Raw genomic sequence first — 19419 nt, 5'->3', positions numbered from 1 at the left:
GCCTGTATCTGCCAGTTTTGCTGGTCAGGGGCGGGTTTGCCGAGTTGCGGTTGTTGGAGAGTTCTAGACTCTTGTGCCGTTTACTTTACCTTATTTGTTGTCATCTTGGATAGATGCAGAGCAAGTCGCCTCAGAAAAATCGTTGGTGGCGAGAGTTGGGGGAGTTGTGAGAGTTGAGAGAGTTGCTGGTTGTTTGGGGATTTGGGCGATTATTTTTCGGGCTGGTGATTTTCGGGAAAATTTAGGTGGCAATAGGAAATTAGATGGAATTGGAGGTTGAATAATTACCAATTATTGAGGCAAACTGGGGGCTGTTAAACCGGATTGGGAGTGGTTGGCATATGAAAGACTTCAGACAGTTTTTGATGACCAACCGTAAAATAAAGCTTTCATAACGATTCGGCGATCAAGCTGCCTGCGTGAAAATCAAGGGTTTGTGACTACTACCTAAAAACTGTCGTAACTATTGTATTAAAAATGTAAAATGTGTGGATTGATTTCCTCTCGCCGGAATAGCCATCGCCCCGCTGTCACTTTCCCCCTCCCACCAAAAGTGATCGCCCTCCGCCCCTGCTCAAATAAGCTCAACCAATCAGCTAAATTTGTTGCCCACGTACTGCAGCTAAAGGCTAAACTAATCTAAGCTTTACCATAAAATTTTCTCCCCTTCATGAACATCGCTTATTTAGTCAACCAATATCCCAAAGTCAGCCACAGCTTTGTCCGCAGAGAAGTGCTAGCCGTTGAAAATTGCGGCATGAAAGTCGCACGTTATTCCATCCGATCCTGCGAGTCTGAACTCGTTGATGGGGCCGACAAACTAGAGCAAGAATTGACTAAAGTAATCTTAGGAGTTGGTGTACAGGGGTTAGCGTGGGGTTTGCTGCGCGTTGCCGCAACTAGACCCATTCGATTCATCGAAGCTGTGCGGTTAATGTTCAAAGTTGGCTGGCACTCGGAACGGGGGATTTTGCTGCATCTAGCTTATTTAGCAGAAGCTTGCATTCTTTTAAATTGGTTTGCAGAATCGGGTACAGCACACGTTCACGCTCACTTCGGGACAAATTCCACAACAGTCGCAATGCTGTGCCGCGTGCTTGGCGGCCCCACTTACAGTTTCACCGTTCACGGCCCTGAAGAATTTGATAAAGCCACACTTCTTTCCTTAGACGAAAAAATTAAGCGCTCGACCTTTGTAGCCGCAGTTAGTTCCTTCGGTAAAAGTCAGCTTTTTCGGTGGTGCGATCGCACTTTTTGGTCAAAAATTCACGTCATACACTGCGGCGTAGATGCTGCATTTTTAGCTGCACCCTACGTCCCCATACCCGCAGCACCCCGCTTAGCTTGCATTGGCCGGCTCAGCGAACAAAAAGGTCATTTGTTATTGCTAGAAGCTGCTAACTTGCTAGCAGTTCAAGGCTTAGAGTTTAAGTTGGTACTGGTAGGAGACGGGCCGCTGCGATCGGATATTGAACAGCAGATTCTGCAACTCGGCCTGCAAAATCATATAGAAATTACCGGCTGGGCCAGTGGCGATCGAGTTCAGCAAGAGATTTTAGCTTCACGGGCAATGGTATTGCCTAGTTTTGCTGAAGGTTTGCCCGTTGTAATTATGGAAGCCCTCGCTCTCAATCGGCCCGTAATTAGCACTTATGTTGCTGGCATCCCCGAGCTCGTAGAACCCGGTGTTTGCGGTTGGTTAGTTCCTCCCGGTTCCGCAGAAGCATTAGCGGTAGCGATGCGCGCGGTATTGGAGGCACCGTTAGAAAAGCTAGAACAAATGGGGAAAACAGGAGCCGAGAGAGTTGCTCAACAACACAATGTTGATTTAGAGGCCAAAAAATTAGTCGCGCTGTTTGAGAGTGCTATTAAGCCGTGATTAAAAAAGTAGTAAGGCAATGCTGTTCCCCTACCCCAAAATAATCATTAGCCCCCCTCGGATGTAACTCTCGCCCTATTAATGGTAGGGAAACGGCAGTGCCGTTTCCTGACTGTGGGTAATATTAATTCCGATGCCACCGGATTTGATATAACAAGGGCGGACATGATGCCTATCCCATAATAAAATCCATTCTTTGTGGAACAGGCATCTTGCCTGTTTATTTAATTAGAACGACCTACTTACAAACTTTTTAAGGAATAGGAACAGAGCGCAACAACTTGTCAACAATTGCCTTAGCCCTCTTTCCCCCCGCCGGAATCAAACGGTGAGATAGTACGTGCGGCGCCACATACTTAACATCATCATCAGTAGCAAAATCCCGGCCCTCCATAAATGCCAAAGCCTGCGACGCCCGGTGCAAAGCCACCGCACCCCGGGGACTCACCCCCAGAGTAATCTCCTCATCTTCCCGCGTCGATCGCACCAAATCTACCATATACTGTTTCAAAGAGCCTTCCACCTTCACAGCAGCGCACAAACGCCGCAATTCCTGCACCTGTTCCAAAGAAATACAAGGCTGCAAATCTTCCACTGCAAAACTATCAGAAAGCCGTTCCAACATTTGCAACTCTTCCACCGCAGCAGGATAGCCCAAAGTCAAAGACAAAGTAAACCGATCCATCTGCGCTTCCGGTAGCGGAAAAGTGCCTTGATATTCGATCGGGTTCTGAGTCGCAATCACAAAAAACGGCGTCGGAACATTCCGAGAAACTCCATCTACTGTCACCTGCTTTTCTTCCATCACTTCCAGCAAAGCTGACTGAGTTCGCGGCGTCGCCCGATTGATTTCATCGGCAAGCAAAACATTAGCAAAAACTGGCCCGGGCAAAAACTCAAACTCTCCGCTGCGCGGATTCCAAATATTAGTACCGGTGATATCCGTCGGCAACAAATCGGGAGTACACTGAATCCGCTGAAACTTCCCATCGATCGATCGCGCCAAAGACTTCGCCAGCAGCGTTTTTCCCACACCGGGCACGTCTTCCAGCAGCGCGTGCCCCCCCGAAAGCACGGCTACCAGCACCAAGCGAATAGCATCCGCTTTGCCGACCATAGTTTTGCCTAGATTTTGTTTGAGCCGTTCAATATGTTGTCTCATATCCCTGATTGCTAATTGCTAATTGCTAATTGTGAATCAAACATCAAATTGCCAAAATCTTGAGTCTTTGCCTTGCGGACTGCGGATTTGTACAACTAGAATTTAGTCTGACTCATCTTGCACCATTTTTAAAACCGATCGCCCGTTCTAGATCACATAATTATTAGACTTTAGCAGTTAATACGCTTCTAGCAATATCGCAATCTGCCTGAATTTGAGTTTTGAGAGCATCCAGAGAAGCGAATTTTTGTTCGGGTCGCAAAAACTCTACCAAACTCGCGCTCAAGGTTTGGCCGTACAAATCCCCAGACCAATCTAACAGGTGAACTTCCACAGTGGGTTGCAGGCCCTCTACCGTCGGGCGACAGCCAACATTCATCACCCCATTGACAAAAGATAAATTTGATGCTGGACCGGGAATTAGAGATTTGGGATTTTCCTGCTGATAGGAAGAACTTCCATCTTTCATCTTTTCCCCTCCATGCTTCACCGAGACTCGCACCGCGTACACGCCAAAACGTGGCAAAAATTTTTCCGGCGGCAGTTCGATATTAGCCGTAGGAAATCCGATCGTCCTACCCAGCCGCTGTCCGCCAACCACAGTCCCGACTAAACTGTAAGGTCGCCCCAGCAACTGATTCGCTCTTGTGAGGTCGCCGGATGCCAGACCTTCGCGGATTGCAGAACTGCTGATCCGATCGCCCTCACCGCAATTGTGGAGGGGTACAAGAGCAACATCAATACCGTAACCCGACGCGATCAACTGTAAATCCACAGCCGTTCCAGCGCGTCCCCGTCCAAACCGAAAATCAACCCCCACACTAATTCGACTCGCTTTTAGTTGTCGCACCAAAATTTCCTCGACAAACTCAGAAGCAGTCAAGGCCGCCAATTCTCGATCGAACGGCAGCAGCACAAGTTGCTCGACGCCCATTGCTTCGAGCAATTCTACCTTTTCTGCCAGAGGCGTCAGCAGTTTTTTCTGTTGACCCGTAAAAAATTCTTGCGGGTGGGGATCGAATGTCACCACAGTGCCGTAAAGCCGATCGACCCCATCAGAATCGCGACCAGAGAAGCTGTTGCCGTCGGCCCTAGGGCCTATCAAATCCTCGAAATTATGGCTGCTGCCAGCTCGATCGGGCGGTGCTGCTGAGTCGTTGTAGCAGGTCGCCGGAGGTTCGCTTTCCAAATTTTCATCTCTGCCAGCGTTGGAGCGCAAGTTTGGCCCCGACGCAAGAATCGTCGCAGAATTTTGCTCAGGCGATCGATTTAAAATTGGCTGCACGACTTGTCGATGCCCTAGGTGCAAACCATCAAAGTTTCCCAAGGCAACAGAAGTTGGAGTCAGAGCAGCGGTACAAGAAGAAGTTACCCACACGCTTAAAATTTTGACATACTTAGCCAGATTGCGATCGCCAGTCGATCTTAGATTTTAGATTTTAGATTTTAGAATTGACTCCACAGATAAATCTGGAAGCTTGAACTTTGGTCTAAACTTTTTGGTTTTCCACGACAGGAGTACGTGGCACGGTATCCGTCTTTGAGTGAGGTCAGCCCTCGCTTAAATTTCAGATTTCACAGATCGAGATTTCAGAACCATCTGACAAGCTCAAATCCCTCAGACAGACACTTGAGGCGCTTGCACCGACGCTTCAGACAAATCGTTATCAGGAGGCAGCAATTGTAACGACAAACCTTCCCGCGCCATCAAACTATTCGGGAACCTTTGAGCCACTTGTTCTCCCACCCTGTCTAAAAACTCGTCATTGTGCAGCGGATCGTGGTGAAAAATCACCAACTTTTTGACATTAGCAGCCTTTGCCACCTTCACCGCTTCCTGCCAAGTCGAATGTCCCCAGCCGACCTTGCTGCTCTTCTCCGCATAATACTCCTCATCGGTATAAGTAGCGTCGTAGATCAGCACCTCAGCATCCTGAGCCAAAGACACCACATTTTCGTCTAAACGATCGGGAAAATGTTCGGTATCAGTTACGTAAGCAGCCGAATAGCCCCGCCAGTTTACGCGGTAGCCTATAGCTTCCCCGGGATGGTTCAACAAAGCAGTTTCCACCTTAATATCTCCGATTTCCAGCGGTTGGCCCACTTCTATATCGTTAAATTTCAGGTCTGCACCCATAATTTGCAGGGGCACCGGAAAATTGGGGTGCAGCATCTGGTCGTGGAGCCGCTGCTGGATAGTAGCCTTATTAGGAGCAATAGCCCCATAGATGTGAAAACAATTGCCCGGAATAAAAGCTGGGACAAAAAATGGGAATCCTTGAATGTGATCCCAGTGAGAGTGAGTAAAAAACATATGAGCTTTTACGGGCATCTGGGAAAGGAGAGTTTGTCCCAAAACCCGCAATCCAGTACCACCATCAAAAATTAGGCGACTGTCACCCACTCGCATTTCTACACAGGGCGTGTTGCCCCCGTAACGTACTGTTTCTGCCCCGGGAGACGCTATGCTACCTCTAACGCCCCAGAAGTGAACCGTGAATTGGTTTTGCATACTAGACATGGGTTTTCTTGCAAGATTGTTCCGGCGAGTTATCGGTAAGGTGTTTATATATTACTAAGGGCTTTACCATCAAACCCAAGTTCTTTGACGGTCGAGTTCCCCACTTGTTGGAAGTGGTAAGAGTCTCGCTTGCCACAGAATGCAAAACTGTTGGGCTTGACAACTGAGCAATAAATTACAAGGTTGACTAATCAAGTCTCGATCGTAACTATTCTTCTCCTCTCTCTACTAGACTAACCTCCCCAGACACACTTTGGGGCCGCAGTTCTGTATGAGTTTGGTCAAAAGCCGCTGTTTTTCCAGCCTCCGCACTTGCCAAACACGATCGCGCGGTCGGTTGCTTGCCTTACTGCTTTACGGGCTTGAACCCGGATGAGGGCCTTCCTGCTATCTAGTCGGGTTGAGGGACCATAATATGCAGGTGGCGGGGCTGTTTTACCCCGATATCTGGTCGATCTTGCCGATCGGGCGTAAAGGCGCCTCTACAATAATGACGGTTAATTTATCCGACTTGAGATGCTCCCGCCATTTAACCCCTGCCCATGAGCATCAGGGACTCCTTTTTACCAGAACCCGGTTGAATTAACTCAACTCCCATTAATTCAAAAATCTTAGCAGTTTAAGAAGGCTTCTGCTATTAATTATCAACCAATACTGTCTGGATTCTCGGCCCGCCCAGAGGCTGCGGTTCGTCCCGCTAGCGGTCGAGCTGAACCCAGCCTCATCTGACACCGGGGTAGCAGCCAGAGCCCGGATCTGCGGGCAAAAGGCTAAATTTTCGTCGTGCATTTCTTGGCGTGCATTTCTTGGCGGACGAATTCAAGCACTCAAAATTGACCTATTTTCTGACTGAAATTAAAAAAATTAGTTTTTTTGCTGCCATCAGGTTAACTCCGATCAACCTTCTGTCTCAAGAGTGATGCAAAAATATTTGCTGTTACCCTGTGGTGCTTTTCTCAAAAATCTTCCATAGCTCTATTTTTGGTAATGATTTCTCGGAATTCGGCGCCGTTGCGGTACTCGCCACGGGTTTAAATTTCCGGTATCATAGAGTCTTAGACTCTTGTTTACCGAGAATCTAAATCAGTGCTAAAAACGCCTGGATAACTTTAAGTTATTTTACAAAAAAGTCAGTATGAATCAAGTTAAAAAAACTACCACCAAGCTGAATAGATCGCCTGTGAAAGTGTCCGATCGCACTTTGGAACTCGGTAATCTCCCCTTGAGCGACCTGTCTGTAGAAATGACTCAGGGCCAAGCTTTGAGGCAATTTAGTTCGGACGATCGCCCGCCGGGAACCCCAACAGCCACAGGCCGGACTGCCGAAACAATGCGCCGGAGGGCAGATGGCAAAAGCGAGTGGGCCCGATCGCCTGTGTATTCTACTGCGTTTCTCAAGTGGCTGCTAGAGAGTTTGACTCGCTCAAAAGGTTGGCTGGCAGTTGTCACCCTGGCAGCAGTCTGGGGGTGGTGGAACAGTGAGTTACTGTTTTCCACAGGCCTGGGGATAGCAGCGATGATGCTGGTTTACCGAGGGCAGTCGTGGGACTGGCAATTGCTGCGAGCAAAAGGCGAGCAATTTTGGGAGGGCCCGAACCGTCGGTTCGTTTTAGCCGTGGGTACCGGTGCCATGGCTACCTTGGGCGCTTACATGAGTTTCGCGATTTGGGCTGACTCAGAGAGCCACTGGATGGCTTTGAACCTGATTTTGCAGAATGTGGGCATGATTGCGATTGCAGGGCTGTTGCTGCGGCAAGGGTTGAGTCTGGGGGCCGCAAAAGATGAAGTGGCGCTCGATCGCATCTTGGCGGATTTGACTGATGCTGACCCCGTGAAGCGTTTAATTGCAGTGCGGCAAATGACCGATTTGGTGAATCAGGGTGGGTTTGGCCCTGTGAGCTCTGTCAAAAGTTCGATCGCCCGTTCCCGCGCTGCCGAGTGCTTTCGCCTGATGCTGAGTCGGGAACCAGAAGCTTTAGTCCGCAATGCCCTTCTCGAAGGTTTGCAGACTTGGGACGCTACTTATGGCTTTGCTCTAAAATCCAAAAATCAAGTCATCGACTACTAGCTGACCGTCAAAAGCGTAAAAAGTAATTCGATGAATATTCGGAGCTTTTACGCGCAGGGGAGCCCTAGGGGCGATCGGAGAATTAGACCCGACCAAATTGGGCGCCGGCATTTCATCCTGAACAATTGCGTTGCCGTCAATGTCACAAGCAGATAAAACAGTTCGTCGCGAACTGGTGACGAGTCCTGACACCCAGCGAACTGGATACTTAAAAGTTACTTCTATCAGTCCGCTTTTGGGGGCCCCCATTAACACTGTTGCCGCAGAACCCGTGAAAAAGGCTGGGTTTGAAGGTTGGATGGCGACGGCATTGCTAAAAGTCACCCCCCAATGTGCAAACTGATGTTCTACTACTTCAAAGCATTTCAAGTCTTCTAAAGCTACGCGGACGATCGCAGGTACTGTGGCGCGCGATCGCACCTCTGCCCCTGGGCCTGAGCGTTCTGGAGTGGCGACAAAAGACTTTTTGCCGTTTAAATCCATGCTTCTACAGGCTGTGTCAAATTCTGCAAACCCGTCAGATTGAAGACTTTTCGCATCAACCATAAAACCCTCGCGATCCCGTTTCCTGAGCAGTTGCATTTTTAGTAGACCTCCCTGAGATTAGTTGTTTCTTGTGTTTTGGAATTGATAACGGCGAGGCCCGTGATTGCCAAACCTGCAATTAGGAATCGAAACCCCATCGCCCGCCCTCCAACAAAGACTTTCGACCTCAAAAGCCACTGCTCCGCAAAATATCGTGATTAATGATTTGTGATTGGCGAGCGTCGGCCAACCTGCCTCCTGCCTGAAAGCGAGTCCTAATACTCCTGCTTTCCGAGCGTCTGCTTTCCGGCTTGGCGAACAGACTCTATTTTGTTGAGGGGTCTTACCCATCATTTTGCTATTATCTCCGATCGGCGGTAGTTTGCAAGGCTAAGGATAACTACACAGGGGAATTGCCCAAATCGCAAAACTTACTTGCTGTCTGTAGTTTCACGCTTCACCTGTACTAAAATAGATTTAAATCATTACTCAATCTTTACAAAAACGCCACCAGCTTTGCAAGTTTTTTAAACAAAGACGGGGCGGCTCAAAAGAATCTAAAATATAACAGCGATTGAGGTTAATTTATGCTTGTGCCCCTCGGCTTCGGTCAGCGATCAATAGTTACTTCTCTCGGCAGAATGGTTTACTACACTGCTGAAAAAATGCCTTGGATGGGGTTGCCGACCTCAACTTCGGAAAATCAACCAAACTTAGTATTTTTTCACGGTTTTGGTGGCGGGTCGAGTGCCTACGAATGGTCGAAAGTTTATCCGGCTTTTGCGGCAGAATATCGAATTTTAGCACCTGATTTAATCGGTTGGGGGCGATCGGAACATCCGGCAAGAGATTATCAGGTAGAAGATTATATCACAATTCTGATTGAATTTCTAGAAAAAACTTGCGGCAGTCCGACAGATGTGATTGCTTCTTCGCTAACAGGGGCGATCGCGATTCGAGCTGCGATCGCACGGCCGGATCTCTTTAAATCCCTGATTTTGACCATACCCAGCGGTTTGTCGGACTTCGGACAAGATTACGGCACCAGTTTCTTCGCTAAGCTAGTGGGTACGCCGATTTTAGACAAATTGCTCTACAGTACCGGCATCGCCACCGACGGCGGCATCCGTAGCTTCCTAGAACAGCGCCAATTTGCCGATTCCCGCCGCGTTTACCAAGAAATTGTTGATGCTTACCTCGCATCTGCTTTGGAACCAAATGCAGAATATGCCGCCCTGTCTTTTGTGCGGGGAGATTTGTGCTTTGATTTGTCGCTGTACATCACTCAGCTAACAACGCCGACAGCGATTATTTGGGGAGAAAAATCGCAGTTTACCGGGCCCGATATCGGCCAGCGGTTGGCAAACCTCAACCCCGAAGCAATCAAAGTTTTTCAACCTCTGGAAAACGTAGGTTTGACTCCGCAGTTAGAAATTCCCGCTGTTACGATTGGCTTAATTCGGCAATACTTAAAATTGCTTTCAGAAGGGTGAAGAAGTTCCGCAACGGCTTCGCTTTCTTGGGATGTAACGGATGTAATATCAAATTCGGTAGCATCGGAATTAATATTACCCCACAGTGGTAGGCGCGTGCGGACTGGAACCATGAGGACACGGAAGTGCTATTTCCCTATTAATTGGGGTAGGGAAACGGCACTGCCGTGTCCTCCGTTTATATCAATTCCGGTGTTACCTGAATTGATATAAACGGAGGTAACGGATTGAGGAAGAGGGAAGAAAGAATATTAATTCCCCATTCCCCATTACCAATTACCCATTAGCAATGACTAATGACTACTAATTATTCTTTGACTCGCACGTCGATGACGCTGGCGTTGAAAATGTACTTGTTGCCTTCAAGCTCTAGCGTAGTGCCAATTTTGACTTTCGTATTACCTAAAACCGGGCCATTTTCAGTAAGTTGACCTTTTCCCTCTAAGGTAAACATCATATTTTTGCTGAAGGATTCTTCTTCTCTGGGGTCGGGGAGAGCTTTCAGAGTGCCGTTGGGCTGAGGAACTGCTAGGGTTCTGGTGAGAGTTTTGACAGATTTGATGGTAATCTGACCGGAGGGTTGATTGCGGATCACCACATTGATTTTATCACCTGGTTTGAACAAATCGGGAACGTTTGTCCCTTTGAGACCGATCGCAATTGCATCAAGTTCTACAGGTTTGACACTGGTGCCGACTTGGGCGACGGAACCGCCAGAAGTGCCGGGAAAGAAGAAGATTCCGACTGCAACTAGCAGTACGATTAGAGCGGCACCTACGTCTAGGATGCTGAGTTTGCCGAACAGCCGGCCTTGAGAATCCAAAATTTTCATAAATCGCCTATTATACTGATAGCGACAGGAGTATGTTTACAAGCTCAGGACTTACGCAGACATCGATGAAAAACAGATGCTGCTATTGCTGAGCTACCGCTGGCAATGACATACTTTATTGATGCGTAAGTCCTGAAGCTAAAAGATATTACCACAACGATCGCCCAAAATCCGCATGACTTGGGCACTTAAGCCAGAAGGCAGTTGACGGCGGTTGCTTGGCCTTGGCTCGATGGCCCAGAAGCTGGTGGCACCCTTAAAAATTGACAAAAAGCTAGAATAGCAACTAAGTAGCCTCAAATTACGTCTGCCTATTTAGTGACTTTTCGAGTTTTTCCTCAAATTTTATCTAACTTCTGGCACCTATCACTCATGTTAAAAAGTTTTTGGTTGACTTGCCGGCGTACTTGTGGCCGGGGGATTTATCTGTTTCTGTCCCTGATGGTGGCTGCAGGTATCTGGGTGGTTTCCCCGGAACCGACTCAAGCATTTTCGTTGCCCGAACTAATTTTTCGAGGCATTCAAGTTATTCAATTGTCGAATATGTCCGATCGCCAAGAGGTGGCTATTGGTCGACAAATTAATCAGCAGTTAACGAACAGCCAGTTTAAGATTGACCGCGATCGGGACACTACAGAATATATCAACCGCATCGGTCAACGACTCGCTCAAGAAAGCAGTCGCCCAAATATTCCTTATACTTTTCAAGTGATTGACGACGACACGATTAATGCTTTTGCAACTATGGGCGGTTTTGTTTATGTGAATAAAGGCTTGATGGCAGCGGCGGACAATGAGGCAGAATTGGCAAGTGTGATCGCCCACGAAATCGCTCACATTAATGCTCGCCACGCGATTCAACAAATGCGTCAAATGGCCATAGCTTCAGGTGTAGCTTCGGCAACTGGGCTCGATCGATCTCAGGCGGTTCAGATTGGGGTGGAATTGGCTTTGCGGCGACCCCACAGTCGGCAAGCTGAGTATGAAGCCGATCAGTTGGGATTGCAAACTATGGGGCGAGCAGGCTACGCTCAATCTGGGATGGTTGATTTTATGAAAAAGTTGCTCGACAAACCTTCTCCTCCTAGCATTTTGAGCACTCACCCGGCAACTGGCGATCGTATTGCTGCTATTTCGCAGGCTATAGATCCGGAGCTTGCTAGCGGTGAAGGTTTGAATAATGAGGATTACAGGCTAGAAATCCGCCGACTTTTAGGTTCGTAGCAAACGTAAATCAATCAGGCACTCTCTTCTTTTCTCTTCTCTTCCCTTCTCTTTTCTTACTTCGCGATCTAGCGCTAACGCGCCGCTTCGCTAACGCTAGATCGCGGTTCGTTAAAAAATAAATCCAGTTACTAAGGTATGTCAGCAGCAAGTTAATTTCGATTTAAGAGATCGGACTTAAGCTGACATACCCTACAACGAAAACTTGATTTAACACTGCTGTTGAACAACAGAATCGATCGCAGGTTCCGGGGGTGCAATCGGCTGCGGCTTCAATTGCCTGACAACTTCGTCAAACGGCAAAATTCGGACTTGATTGTTAAATACATTTACTTGATAAACTCTCCGGTAGCTGAGGTCAAATCCTGTCAGCCAGCCGCTTTTGGGATGATAAGCACCCGTGTCAATATCCAACCACCCTTCGCCCCTGACTAATTCGCCCGGTCTGACCCCATGAAAGGTAAAGGTGATCGTGTGACCGGTGATAATTAATTTATTGGGAAAATAGGGTTTCGACATGGTGTGAAATTCCCTGCGAATCCAACACAGTTGTTCGATAGACTGTTCCTCGAGCGACAGATGGGGGTCAACGCCGGCGTGAACCAGCCAGATGTCCCCTAAGTCCCGGTGCGTGGGGAGCGATCGCAGCCACTCTAAGTGTTTGTACGGCATCATCCCTGTATCTCTGTAGCTCGCTACTGTCGCATCGCCACCACTGTAGAGCCAAGATTGCCACGCTCGCATATCCATCGGTGTCCCCGACAAAGCTTCCAGCATCAGTTGTTCGTGGTTGCCCAACAGAGTTTGGTAGGGGCTTTGCTGCACAAAATCTAATACCTGAGCGCTTTTGGGGCCACGATCGATTAAGTCTCCCAAAAAATAGACGCGATCGTTCCAGCTGGGGGCAAGTGCCTCTAGCAGGGTCATTAAGCCGTCGTAATGCCCGTGTACGTCCCCGATAACAATGCGCCGATGCTCCATTGGGTTTATCCGCTTCCCTGACTCAAAAGCCCCATCTCTAGCTTATAGCATCTGATTTTGCTGCTATTTGCCTCTCCTCTTTTACCGTGGAGGGGTGTCACCCATTATACTGGTTTGTATAAAGATTCTGTAAAGCTCGCCAGTACCTGTTTGCGTAGCTACTGATAGAAACAGAGGCAAGCTGTTAATTGTGGTTCTGCAACTGCTGTTACTGAGGCAAAGCTTTGAGTTATTTCACGCTTTAGGGTGCATCAGCGATTAGGCGACGGATTAAGTCGAAAATAATCCTAGCTGACACACTCTAAAATACGATCGAGCCTTAACGATTGTCACTGAGTCAAAGCTTTGAGGAATGTCTGGAGCTCTGCCAAAAAACCTTTCTTTTTTAAGGGTTTGGCAGGTGTGGTGGAGTCAGGATCGGCGCTTGGGAGAGAAGCGGCTAAAATCCGCTCTAAATCGTCTCCGACTGGTTTTTGGGCGGTTTCAGAAATTAATTCGTATTGGTTGTTTCTTTCCAGCCACACTTGCCAGGATTGGGGGTAGCAGCGGAATAAAGCAGCAGCGTCTAGGGGTCTGACGTAGTAGCAGGATTCGATTTTGCTGAGGAATCGATCGCGCAATTGGCGGCCCGCATAGCCTATACCTATGGTGGCAACATCTTCCAGGCGCGGGTTGAGTAGAATTACTGGGCGACCGGCCGCAGCTATGTAAAGTCGTTCGACTTGGGCCACTTCTACGGCTGCTGGATTGATCAAAAGGAAAAGTTGATCTTCCGGTGCTATTTTATCTTCAACAGGGCTGCGACTGCTACCCAAATCAGTGACTTTAAACGGTGTTTCTCCCCAGTCGCGGCGCGCGAGGGCTGCCGCACCGGCGTCGGGAAAAAAGACTTTTACTCCGGGGTAGATTTCTTCAAGTTCTGGGAGGAATTGTTCGGTGATAGACTGTGCTTGCAGGGCGATTTCTGGAAATACTAATTCGACTTGTAGTAGAGTTTTGCCGTCCGAGAGGGCAGCGGCGGTGGCAATGCGGGATTGGGCGATCGCCTCGTTGAGATCCTTGGGCAGTTCTGTCATTAATCTTATTGTTTTTACTCGACTTCTCTCAATCTAATTTTACCTGAGATATTGCACCATTCTCAATTACCTATTTAGGAACAGGCAAGATGCCTGTTCCACAAGAAAATTTACTCTTTGTGGAACAGGCATCTTGCCTGTTCTTGAGCATGGTGCAAGATGTAAGTTTTACCACATTAAGCGACAAAAGCTAACACCGACACAGGCGAGCCGGAACCTCCCAAAAGGCGCAAGATTCCGATAACTAAAGTGATGTCAGCCGCAGGTAACAAGTCGAGATTTGCCAGATTTTCCAGCACTATTCGCTGCGTTTCCAAGACCAATTTATTAACCACAAAACTTTCATCTTGCCCGGTATCGACTCCGTGGGTGTCGGTGCCAATTCCGGCTATCGAGCGTTCTTCTAGCAAAAATTGAGTGGCTGCTTTGCCAAATCCGGGAAAGTGGCAAATTCCGCGATCGTCTCGGTTGAAAAATGCTCGCTCGTCATCCCATTTTTCTTGCCAGCCAGTATACAATAAAACTAGAGTTCCCGGTTCTATAAGTTTGTGCTGCCGTTCCCAAGTCAATATATCATCAATTGTTAAAGTGTAGTCGGGATTGGCAAGACTTTGCTGGCGGATATCGATCGCAATTGCGGGGGAAACTAGCGACTGCGGCGAATAACTATCAATGCTGGCGCCTCCTGCATAAAAGCTGTTGGGTGCGTTGATGTGCGTGGCGCTGTGTTCTCCCATTGAGAATTTTCGCAGGAAATAGCCGTTTTTTTCTATTTGAGATACTGTGGCAATTTCTGTCGCTGGATCTCCGGGCCAGATGGGAATGTTTGGGTGAATTGAATGGGTTAAGTCTAGAATGGTGGTATAGGCGATGGTTTTTAAGTTATTTGACTTAAAGTTGTTTGTCATCAGGTTAAATATATTTTTTATTTATTAAAGACAGTTGAATTTTTGACCTTCTGCGAGCTCAATATAAAATCTAAAATCTCAAATCTAAAATTTGATTAGTCGATCGAGCGTTGCTTCCATCACATCCTTTGTTTGCCCGGAAACAGTATACACCAAAGCTTCTCGATAAACTCTCCCGGCCGGGTGTACCGCACCGTTAGCAGCACCGCTAGAAACTGCAACCGCAGCGTGCCCGCAACGCACCGCTAAATCAATGGCTTGAGCTCGCAGCGCTAATTGTTCTGCTTTCGAGCTATGTTGAGATTGTGGGAAATTCTGTTTTAGCCGATCGAGCTTTTGCTCTAGTTTTTGGCAAGCTGCCGTTATAAAAGGTGAATTCTTAGCAGCCGCCGCTGCTGCAATAACATCCAATCCCGCTCGAATACAGCCAAAAGTACCCGGAACAAAATTCACTATATTTTTGCTGTCGTTTTCCGAAATCCAGCCGACAGGTTTAACTGAAATTATTTCCGATTCATGCAGCAACCAATTATCGAGAGTGGCTGTCACAGTATTAGTCGAGTTCATGGCGATTAACTGCATGATTTCGCTAAAAGCTATTTTACCCGATTCGCGTTCACTATTGGTAAAAGGCACTAAACCGAAAACAGCACGTTCGTCAGGAAGTACCGCCGCTACAATAAACTTTTGAAACAAGCGAAAACCTGTTACCCAAGGAACTTTTCCTGACAATAAATAGCCCGCTTTTGTGGGAGTCGCGGTGACGGCAGGATTGCCCGATCGCCTTAAATGCGAAAACCCAATACCCAAGCGTAACTCTTTTTGGGCGATCCCGGGCAAGTATCTGCTTTTTAGGATTTCATTGTCGCTGTTGGCAAGCATGGCAGTTGCGCTGTGGTGCTGAGTTTGCAGGAAAGACACAGCGCCCGAATATCGAGCCGTCAATTCCTGATATTGGTAAAAAATCTCCGGTGCAATTTCAGCGCCGCCCCATTTTTGGGGAACTCGCAATGCTAAGAGCGATCGATCTTCCAATCCAGCAACTGCTGTTCTCAGCGCTTCCGAGTTGCTGTCGATAATTTCCGCGTGAGGTGCAACGCACTTTTGTAGGTAAGTTTCTGTGCTGTTGAGAATTTCTTGGGAATCCATTTTTTATAATTATTTTATAGCAGAGGTAGGGACACGGCACTGCCGTGTCCCTACTACTCGCTCGCTCGCGGGGTGTACTTTATAAACGTATAATCGGCTTTATATTTATTCAAATTCTTATGAAGCGAGCCTAAAAGCCCGCCTCAAAACTAACTCACTACCAAACTTTCCAAGGAGCCTTTCCTTCATCCCAAAGTTCGTTTAAATACTTGTATTCTCGAAAAGTATCCATCGCAAAGAAGAAACCCTCATGACGGTAAGCCATCAATTGTCCGTCGGCCGCCAAACGCTGCATCGGCTCTTGTTCTAAAATACAATCATCTCCCCCCAAATACTCAAATACCCGGCGGTTGAATATCATATATCCAATACTGATCCAGCCGTCAACTTGAGGTTTTTCAGAAAATTGAACTACGCGGCTATCGCTGTCTACATCCAAAATTCCAAAGCGAGAAATCGGACGAAATGTGGTGACAGTTGCCAGCTTCCCGTGAGATTTGTGAAAATCCATCAAGGCGTCAATATCGACATCAGCTACTCCATCGCCGTATGTCACCATGAAATTCTCGCGATCGATATATTTTTCGATCCGTTTTACCCGCCCTCCTGTCATGCTTGCCGCGCCAGTTTCAGCCAGGGTAACATTAAAATCTTGTTCCAGATGTTCCTCGTGATAAGTGATGGCATTTTGGCGTCCCAGACAGATAGTAAAGTCATTGTTCATGGCTTCATAATTGAGGAAATATTCTTTAATCATGTTGCCGCGATAGCCCAAGCACACAATAAAGTTTTGGAAACCGTAGTGTGCATAGATTTTCATGATGTGCCAAATAATTGGATGTCCCCCCACCTCAACTAAGGGTTTGGGACGAAATTCTGTTTCTTCTCTGAGACGAGTACCGAGACCGCCAGCTAGGATAACTACTTGCATTTTGTCACATTTTTAAAGATGATTAATTAATTTATCATCAATCATCAGGGATTATTTCAAAGAATTATTAACATTTTCTCATAGTGAGTGAAGCTTTGTAAACCCCAGAAATCACGAATTATTATAAATAATCGTAGGGTGATCCGTGGACACCGTGTATTTAGGAATAATCCTAGGGTGTTCCGTGCACACCATGTATTTAAATGCTGCGCGCAATTTCTAACTAACCGTAGGGTGGGTACTGCGGACAGTATATTTGAATACAGCGCAATTTCTAACTTACTAATAGTCGATTAAGAAATAGACAAAAAAACAGCCAAGACCTATTATAAATATAAGAAAGACCTTCAACAGCAATGAAAAATCAACTCGATCGCCTAAAAAAGTTTTTAGGTATCCTCTGTGCGATCGCCTCAATAATTATATTATTCCAATCGGCTATACCTGGTGTTTACGCCACTGTTGTTGCAGCGAAAATCTCAACCATACCACAAACCACCGTAGCTTTTGTACCCAACATACCGGGCGGCGGATTAGACTTTCACGAATCAGCAGGAGGACACACTGTAGAGAGACACGTTGGTAAAACAGAAGCAGAACTAGCACAGCGACTCGCAAGGGAAACGAGAATTTCTGCAGCATCTTCTTTTACTGATCGTTCCGTCGCCGAAGCGGCTATTGCAGAAGCAATGAACAGAAATCAAAGTGCGATCGACTCCTGGGTGAAAAGTCGAGGCAATCGTTATACGATCGACTACAACGCCAACAGAATAATTGGCATTACTCTGCGTCGCCGCGCATCGAAAGCAACTTCAGCATCTCGCCTGAGAATCGTCCTCCAGCGCAGCGCCAACTTACCTCCCGGATACTTTATTCTCACAGCCTATCCCCAATGATCAATCAATTTCCTCATTTAACCCAATTTTTCAGTTCCTACTTTCACCAAGACTGGCCATTAGAAGCTGACACTCCCAGCGATGTAGTCAACAACTACCGCAGCAGCGAACCACCCACAACTGTTGAAGCTGCATCGCAAGAACTCAGCAAACTGCTACAAATGCCGATCGCCCCTGCCGATTTAGAAGCATTCATCCTCGATGAATTAGGGTGTTGCTACGACCCACAATCCGAAAATCAAACAGTCCGAGAGTGGTTGGAATCGGTGCAAAAATCTTTGAATACTCCCAGCTAAAATCTATATATTTGTAGGGACACGGCAGTGCCGTGTCCTCTATATAATTCCGATGCAACCGAAAACGATATCACTTGCTAACCGTCAATAAGTAGCCTTCGTGGACGTTGAAATTAGGGATAACATAAGCCAAGCTGCCGCTAGTTACCGACAAACTTTCTTCTTTAACGGTGACAAGCTGTGGCACTGCTCCTTCTTGATTGTTGGGGATTTTTTCTAATTTTAGAGTGATTTTCTGACCTCTTTGAATACCTAGCTGCTCCAAATTTCCGAGGCTTAATGTTACCGTTGTTGCTGAGGAAAAATTGGGGTCGAAATAACCTAAAAGTATCTGTGCTTTACCTTCAGGATTTGACTTGCTGGCTAAAGCGACAAGGCGATTGTTATTTGACCAACTCCGCACCCGCGAATTAACTCCGTCAGCATAAGCTTTGTATGTCCACCAAGCGGCTCTCGGTTCAAAATTATTAGGCGTGACCATCCCACTCAGCGTATTGTTGAAGCAATTGCTAACTTTATTTGGCCCTTTACTCTCCCAACAAGCTCTGCAAGCACCATCAGCTTTTGCATACTCTAAGTTATAGAAATAACCTAAGATTTCCCCCGGCTGGTACTGCGCTAAGTTCCCGACAATTTCGTTGACGTAAATTTTTTGCAATTTCAGTTCCTTGTAAGAGGGACTTTGCTGAAAATTACGTTTAGCATCAATTACATGGTCGTCAACAAATAAGATCATGGTATCGTTGAGTTCGTGCCAAGCTAGGAAATTTACTTCCAGTTTGTTCGCTTTGCAGTAATCCAAAAAAGCGGCGAGATATCCTTTGTTGTAGTTGGTAATGCTCGGTCCGCCAATCATTGCTGACGGTCCCAATTCTTCTCGCAAAATTTTGTAAGCTCTTTTGTAGGTTTCAAAGAATTGTTCTCTGCTTCCGTTCCAAAACGGATTTTTTAAATCGGGTTCATTCCATACATCCCAAATAATTTTCTTGCCTTTATTTTGCTGGGCTAACTGTCGGATGAATGCTTCCCACGCGGGGTAGTTTTGATAGGGCCAGCCATTGGGATTGCTACCGTAGCCCCACAAGTCGCTGACTACTAACTGAAACTCGGCTCCGCTGGCGATTACTCGATCGTAAATATCGAGTCTCCCCGCCCGCCAAAGCTTGGGCTGCAAGGGTTTGATAGAACTATCCGGCGGTTTGGCAGTGTCGATTCCGTGCAGGATGCCACTCATGGAAATTGTACCGGTGGCTGGCTGTCCAAAATCTACTGTAACGTTCGATCGAAGTTGGGCGATCGCTCTTGGCTGTCCAAAATAGGCTATTAACAGAACAGTGACAATAGCTAAACAAATTGGCAGGAGTTTATTAATTGGTTTGAACTTGAAGGTAAATTGCATATCTTTTATTGTCTCCATTTTGCGAAGGCGGACTTTGTATGTGTAGTAGCGATTTCACTCGCCGATTTACTAAATAAGC

General features: G+C 47.0%; 21 protein-coding genes and 1 pseudogene. 7 read left to right on the top strand and 15 right to left on the bottom strand.

Annotated features, from left to right (window positions below; translation table 11 throughout):
- The first annotated feature begins 73 nt into the window (after positions 1 to 73).
- Positions 74 to 280 (top strand): hypothetical protein, encoded by a 207-nt coding sequence (locus D0A34_17910; GenBank protein UNU20505.1) that lies wholly within the window; start codon positions 74 to 76, stop codon positions 278 to 280.
- A 390-nt stretch (positions 281 to 670) separates the two neighbouring features.
- On the top strand, positions 671 to 1879 hold the full coding sequence (locus D0A34_17905; protein ID UNU20504.1) for a colanic acid biosynthesis glycosyltransferase WcaL: 1209 nt from the start codon (positions 671 to 673) through the stop codon (positions 1877 to 1879).
- A 253-nt stretch (positions 1880 to 2132) separates the two neighbouring features.
- Here D0A34_17905 and D0A34_17900 read toward each other — a convergent pair whose 3' ends face one another.
- The 5 genes from D0A34_17900 to D0A34_17880 form a co-directional block, all read right to left on the bottom strand.
- Positions 2133 to 3041 (bottom strand): MoxR family ATPase, encoded by a 909-nt coding sequence (locus tag D0A34_17900; protein UNU20503.1) that lies wholly within the window; start codon positions 3039 to 3041, stop codon positions 2133 to 2135.
- Between the two features lie 163 nt (positions 3042 to 3204).
- Positions 3205 to 4419, bottom strand: a complete 1215-nt coding sequence (locus D0A34_17895) for a bifunctional riboflavin kinase/FAD synthetase (protein ID UNU20502.1) — start codon at positions 4417 to 4419, stop codon at positions 3205 to 3207.
- A gap of 240 nt (positions 4420 to 4659) precedes the next feature.
- The gene (locus tag D0A34_17890) at positions 4660 to 5562 is read right to left on the bottom strand and encodes an MBL fold metallo-hydrolase (protein UNU20501.1); all 903 of its coding nucleotides are present in this window, start codon (positions 5560 to 5562) and stop codon (positions 4660 to 4662) included.
- A 1248-nt stretch (positions 5563 to 6810) separates the two neighbouring features.
- A complete protein-coding gene (locus tag D0A34_17885) occupies positions 6811 to 7059 on the bottom strand; it encodes a hypothetical protein (GenBank protein ID UNU20500.1) in 249 nt (82 codons plus the stop codon).
- 178 nt (positions 7060 to 7237) lie between these two features.
- Positions 7238 to 7384, bottom strand: coding sequence for a hypothetical protein (locus tag D0A34_17880; GenBank protein ID UNU20499.1), 147 nt, complete (start codon positions 7382 to 7384; stop codon positions 7238 to 7240).
- Here D0A34_17880 and D0A34_17875 point away from each other — a divergent pair.
- Positions 7349 to 7630 carry a hypothetical protein gene (locus D0A34_17875; protein UNU20498.1) on the top strand — a complete coding sequence of 94 codons (282 nt, stop codon included), beginning with the start codon at positions 7349 to 7351 and terminating at the stop codon, positions 7628 to 7630. The genes D0A34_17880 and D0A34_17875 overlap by 36 nt on opposite strands.
- On the opposite strand, the gene D0A34_17870 is transcribed toward D0A34_17875, so the two are convergent.
- Together D0A34_17870 and D0A34_17865 are read right to left on the bottom strand one after the other, a co-directional pair.
- On the bottom strand, positions 7598 to 8212 hold the full coding sequence (locus tag D0A34_17870) for a hypothetical protein (GenBank protein UNU20497.1): 615 nt from the start codon (positions 8210 to 8212) through the stop codon (positions 7598 to 7600). The two genes, D0A34_17875 and D0A34_17870, sit on opposite strands and share 33 nt — an antisense overlap.
- 21 nt (positions 8213 to 8233) lie before the next feature.
- The gene (locus tag D0A34_17865; GenBank protein UNU20496.1) at positions 8234 to 8506 is read right to left on the bottom strand and encodes a hypothetical protein; all 273 of its coding nucleotides are present in this window, start codon (positions 8504 to 8506) and stop codon (positions 8234 to 8236) included.
- 236 nt (positions 8507 to 8742) lie between these two features.
- Between D0A34_17865 and D0A34_17860 the strand changes: the two genes are divergently transcribed.
- The gene (locus D0A34_17860; protein ID UNU20495.1) at positions 8743 to 9648 is read left to right on the top strand and encodes an alpha/beta hydrolase; all 906 of its coding nucleotides are present in this window, start codon (positions 8743 to 8745) and stop codon (positions 9646 to 9648) included.
- 307 nt (positions 9649 to 9955) lie between these two features.
- On the opposite strand, the gene D0A34_17855 is transcribed toward D0A34_17860, so the two are convergent.
- Positions 9956 to 10480 (bottom strand): DUF4330 domain-containing protein, encoded by a 525-nt coding sequence (locus tag D0A34_17855; protein UNU20494.1) that lies wholly within the window; start codon positions 10478 to 10480, stop codon positions 9956 to 9958.
- A gap of 372 nt (positions 10481 to 10852) precedes the next feature.
- On the opposite strand from D0A34_17855, the gene D0A34_17850 reads away from it, so the two are divergent.
- Positions 10853 to 11704: a M48 family peptidase gene (locus D0A34_17850; GenBank protein UNU20493.1), complete on the top strand. Its 852-nt coding sequence runs from the start codon at positions 10853 to 10855 to the stop codon at positions 11702 to 11704.
- Positions 11705 to 11914: 210 nt separating this feature from the next.
- Here D0A34_17850 and D0A34_17845 read toward each other — a convergent pair whose 3' ends face one another.
- The 6 genes and pseudogenes from D0A34_17845 to rfbF all read right to left on the bottom strand — a co-directional run bounded on the left by D0A34_17845 (position 11915) and on the right by rfbF (position 16749).
- Positions 11915 to 12685, bottom strand: a complete 771-nt coding sequence (locus tag D0A34_17845; protein ID UNU20492.1) for a serine/threonine protein phosphatase — start codon at positions 12683 to 12685, stop codon at positions 11915 to 11917.
- A 329-nt stretch (positions 12686 to 13014) separates the two neighbouring features.
- On the bottom strand, positions 13015 to 13761 hold the full coding sequence (locus tag D0A34_17840; GenBank protein ID UNU20491.1) for a DUF1995 family protein: 747 nt from the start codon (positions 13759 to 13761) through the stop codon (positions 13015 to 13017).
- 73 nt (positions 13762 to 13834) lie between these two features.
- Positions 13835 to 13927, bottom strand: a pseudogene (locus D0A34_17835) (cobalamin biosynthesis protein CbiG).
- A gap of 10 nt (positions 13928 to 13937) precedes the next feature.
- A complete protein-coding gene (locus D0A34_17830) occupies positions 13938 to 14669 on the bottom strand; it encodes a cyclase family protein (GenBank protein ID UNU20490.1) in 732 nt (243 codons plus the stop codon).
- An 84-nt stretch (positions 14670 to 14753) separates the two neighbouring features.
- A complete protein-coding gene (locus tag D0A34_17825) occupies positions 14754 to 15818 on the bottom strand; it encodes an acyl-CoA dehydrogenase (protein UNU20489.1) in 1065 nt (354 codons plus the stop codon).
- Positions 15819 to 15975: 157 nt separating this feature from the next.
- Positions 15976 to 16749: a glucose-1-phosphate cytidylyltransferase gene (gene rfbF, locus D0A34_17820; GenBank protein UNU20488.1), complete on the bottom strand. Its 774-nt coding sequence runs from the start codon at positions 16747 to 16749 to the stop codon at positions 15976 to 15978.
- 356 nt (positions 16750 to 17105) lie between these two features.
- Between rfbF and D0A34_17815 the strand changes: the two genes are divergently transcribed.
- Both D0A34_17815 and D0A34_17810 read left to right on the top strand, forming a co-directional pair.
- Positions 17106 to 17645 carry a hypothetical protein gene (locus tag D0A34_17815; protein ID UNU20487.1) on the top strand — a complete coding sequence of 180 codons (540 nt, stop codon included), beginning with the start codon at positions 17106 to 17108 and terminating at the stop codon, positions 17643 to 17645.
- Positions 17642 to 17941 (top strand): hypothetical protein, encoded by a 300-nt coding sequence (locus D0A34_17810; GenBank protein ID UNU20486.1) that lies wholly within the window; start codon positions 17642 to 17644, stop codon positions 17939 to 17941. Before D0A34_17815 ends, D0A34_17810 begins: the two co-directional genes overlap by 4 nt.
- 70 nt (positions 17942 to 18011) lie before the next feature.
- Here the strand turns inward: D0A34_17810 and D0A34_17805 are convergent, their stop codons facing one another.
- Positions 18012 to 19340: a beta-xylosidase gene (locus tag D0A34_17805; protein UNU22352.1), complete on the bottom strand. Its 1329-nt coding sequence runs from the start codon at positions 19338 to 19340 to the stop codon at positions 18012 to 18014.
- Positions 19341 to 19419 lie beyond the last annotated feature (79 nt).

The sequence above is a fragment of the Microcoleus vaginatus PCC 9802 genome (genome assembly GCA_022701275.1).
Classification (GTDB): domain Bacteria; phylum Cyanobacteriota; class Cyanobacteriia; order Cyanobacteriales; family Microcoleaceae; genus Microcoleus; species Microcoleus vaginatus_A.
This window is presented reverse-complemented; position numbering and strand designations above follow the sequence as displayed.

What these genes read in the sequence shown, in the direction of transcription:
- D0A34_17905 (UNU20504.1), top strand. Translation starts at nt 671, where the DNA reads ATGAACATCGCTTATTTAGTCAACCAATATCCCAAAGTCAGCCACAGC.
- D0A34_17900 (UNU20503.1), bottom strand. Translation starts at nt 3,041, where the DNA reads ATGAGACAACATATTGAACGGCTCAAACAAAATCTAGGCAAAACTATG.
- D0A34_17890 (UNU20501.1), bottom strand. Translation starts at nt 5,562, where the DNA reads ATGTCTAGTATGCAAAACCAATTCACGGTTCACTTCTGGGGCGTTAGA.
- D0A34_17870 (UNU20497.1), bottom strand. Translation starts at nt 8,212, where the DNA reads ATGCAACTGCTCAGGAAACGGGATCGCGAGGGTTTTATGGTTGATGCG.
- D0A34_17865 (UNU20496.1), bottom strand. Translation starts at nt 8,506, where the DNA reads ATGGGTAAGACCCCTCAACAAAATAGAGTCTGTTCGCCAAGCCGGAAA.
- D0A34_17860 (UNU20495.1), top strand. Translation starts at nt 8,743, where the DNA reads ATGCTTGTGCCCCTCGGCTTCGGTCAGCGATCAATAGTTACTTCTCTC.
- D0A34_17855 (UNU20494.1), bottom strand. Translation starts at nt 10,480, where the DNA reads ATGAAAATTTTGGATTCTCAAGGCCGGCTGTTCGGCAAACTCAGCATC.
- D0A34_17850 (UNU20493.1), top strand. Translation starts at nt 10,853, where the DNA reads ATGTTAAAAAGTTTTTGGTTGACTTGCCGGCGTACTTGTGGCCGGGGG.
- D0A34_17845 (UNU20492.1), bottom strand. Translation starts at nt 12,685, where the DNA reads ATGGAGCATCGGCGCATTGTTATCGGGGACGTACACGGGCATTACGAC.
- D0A34_17840 (UNU20491.1), bottom strand. Translation starts at nt 13,761, where the DNA reads ATGACAGAACTGCCCAAGGATCTCAACGAGGCGATCGCCCAATCCCGC.
- D0A34_17830 (UNU20490.1), bottom strand. Translation starts at nt 14,669, where the DNA reads ATGACAAACAACTTTAAGTCAAATAACTTAAAAACCATCGCCTATACC.
- D0A34_17825 (UNU20489.1), bottom strand. Translation starts at nt 15,818, where the DNA reads ATGGATTCCCAAGAAATTCTCAACAGCACAGAAACTTACCTACAAAAG.
- rfbF (UNU20488.1), bottom strand. Translation starts at nt 16,749, where the DNA reads ATGCAAGTAGTTATCCTAGCTGGCGGTCTCGGTACTCGTCTCAGAGAA.
- D0A34_17815 (UNU20487.1), top strand. Translation starts at nt 17,106, where the DNA reads ATGAAAAATCAACTCGATCGCCTAAAAAAGTTTTTAGGTATCCTCTGT.
- D0A34_17810 (UNU20486.1), top strand. Translation starts at nt 17,642, where the DNA reads ATGATCAATCAATTTCCTCATTTAACCCAATTTTTCAGTTCCTACTTT.
- D0A34_17805 (UNU22352.1), bottom strand. Translation starts at nt 19,340, where the DNA reads ATGCAATTTACCTTCAAGTTCAAACCAATTAATAAACTCCTGCCAATT.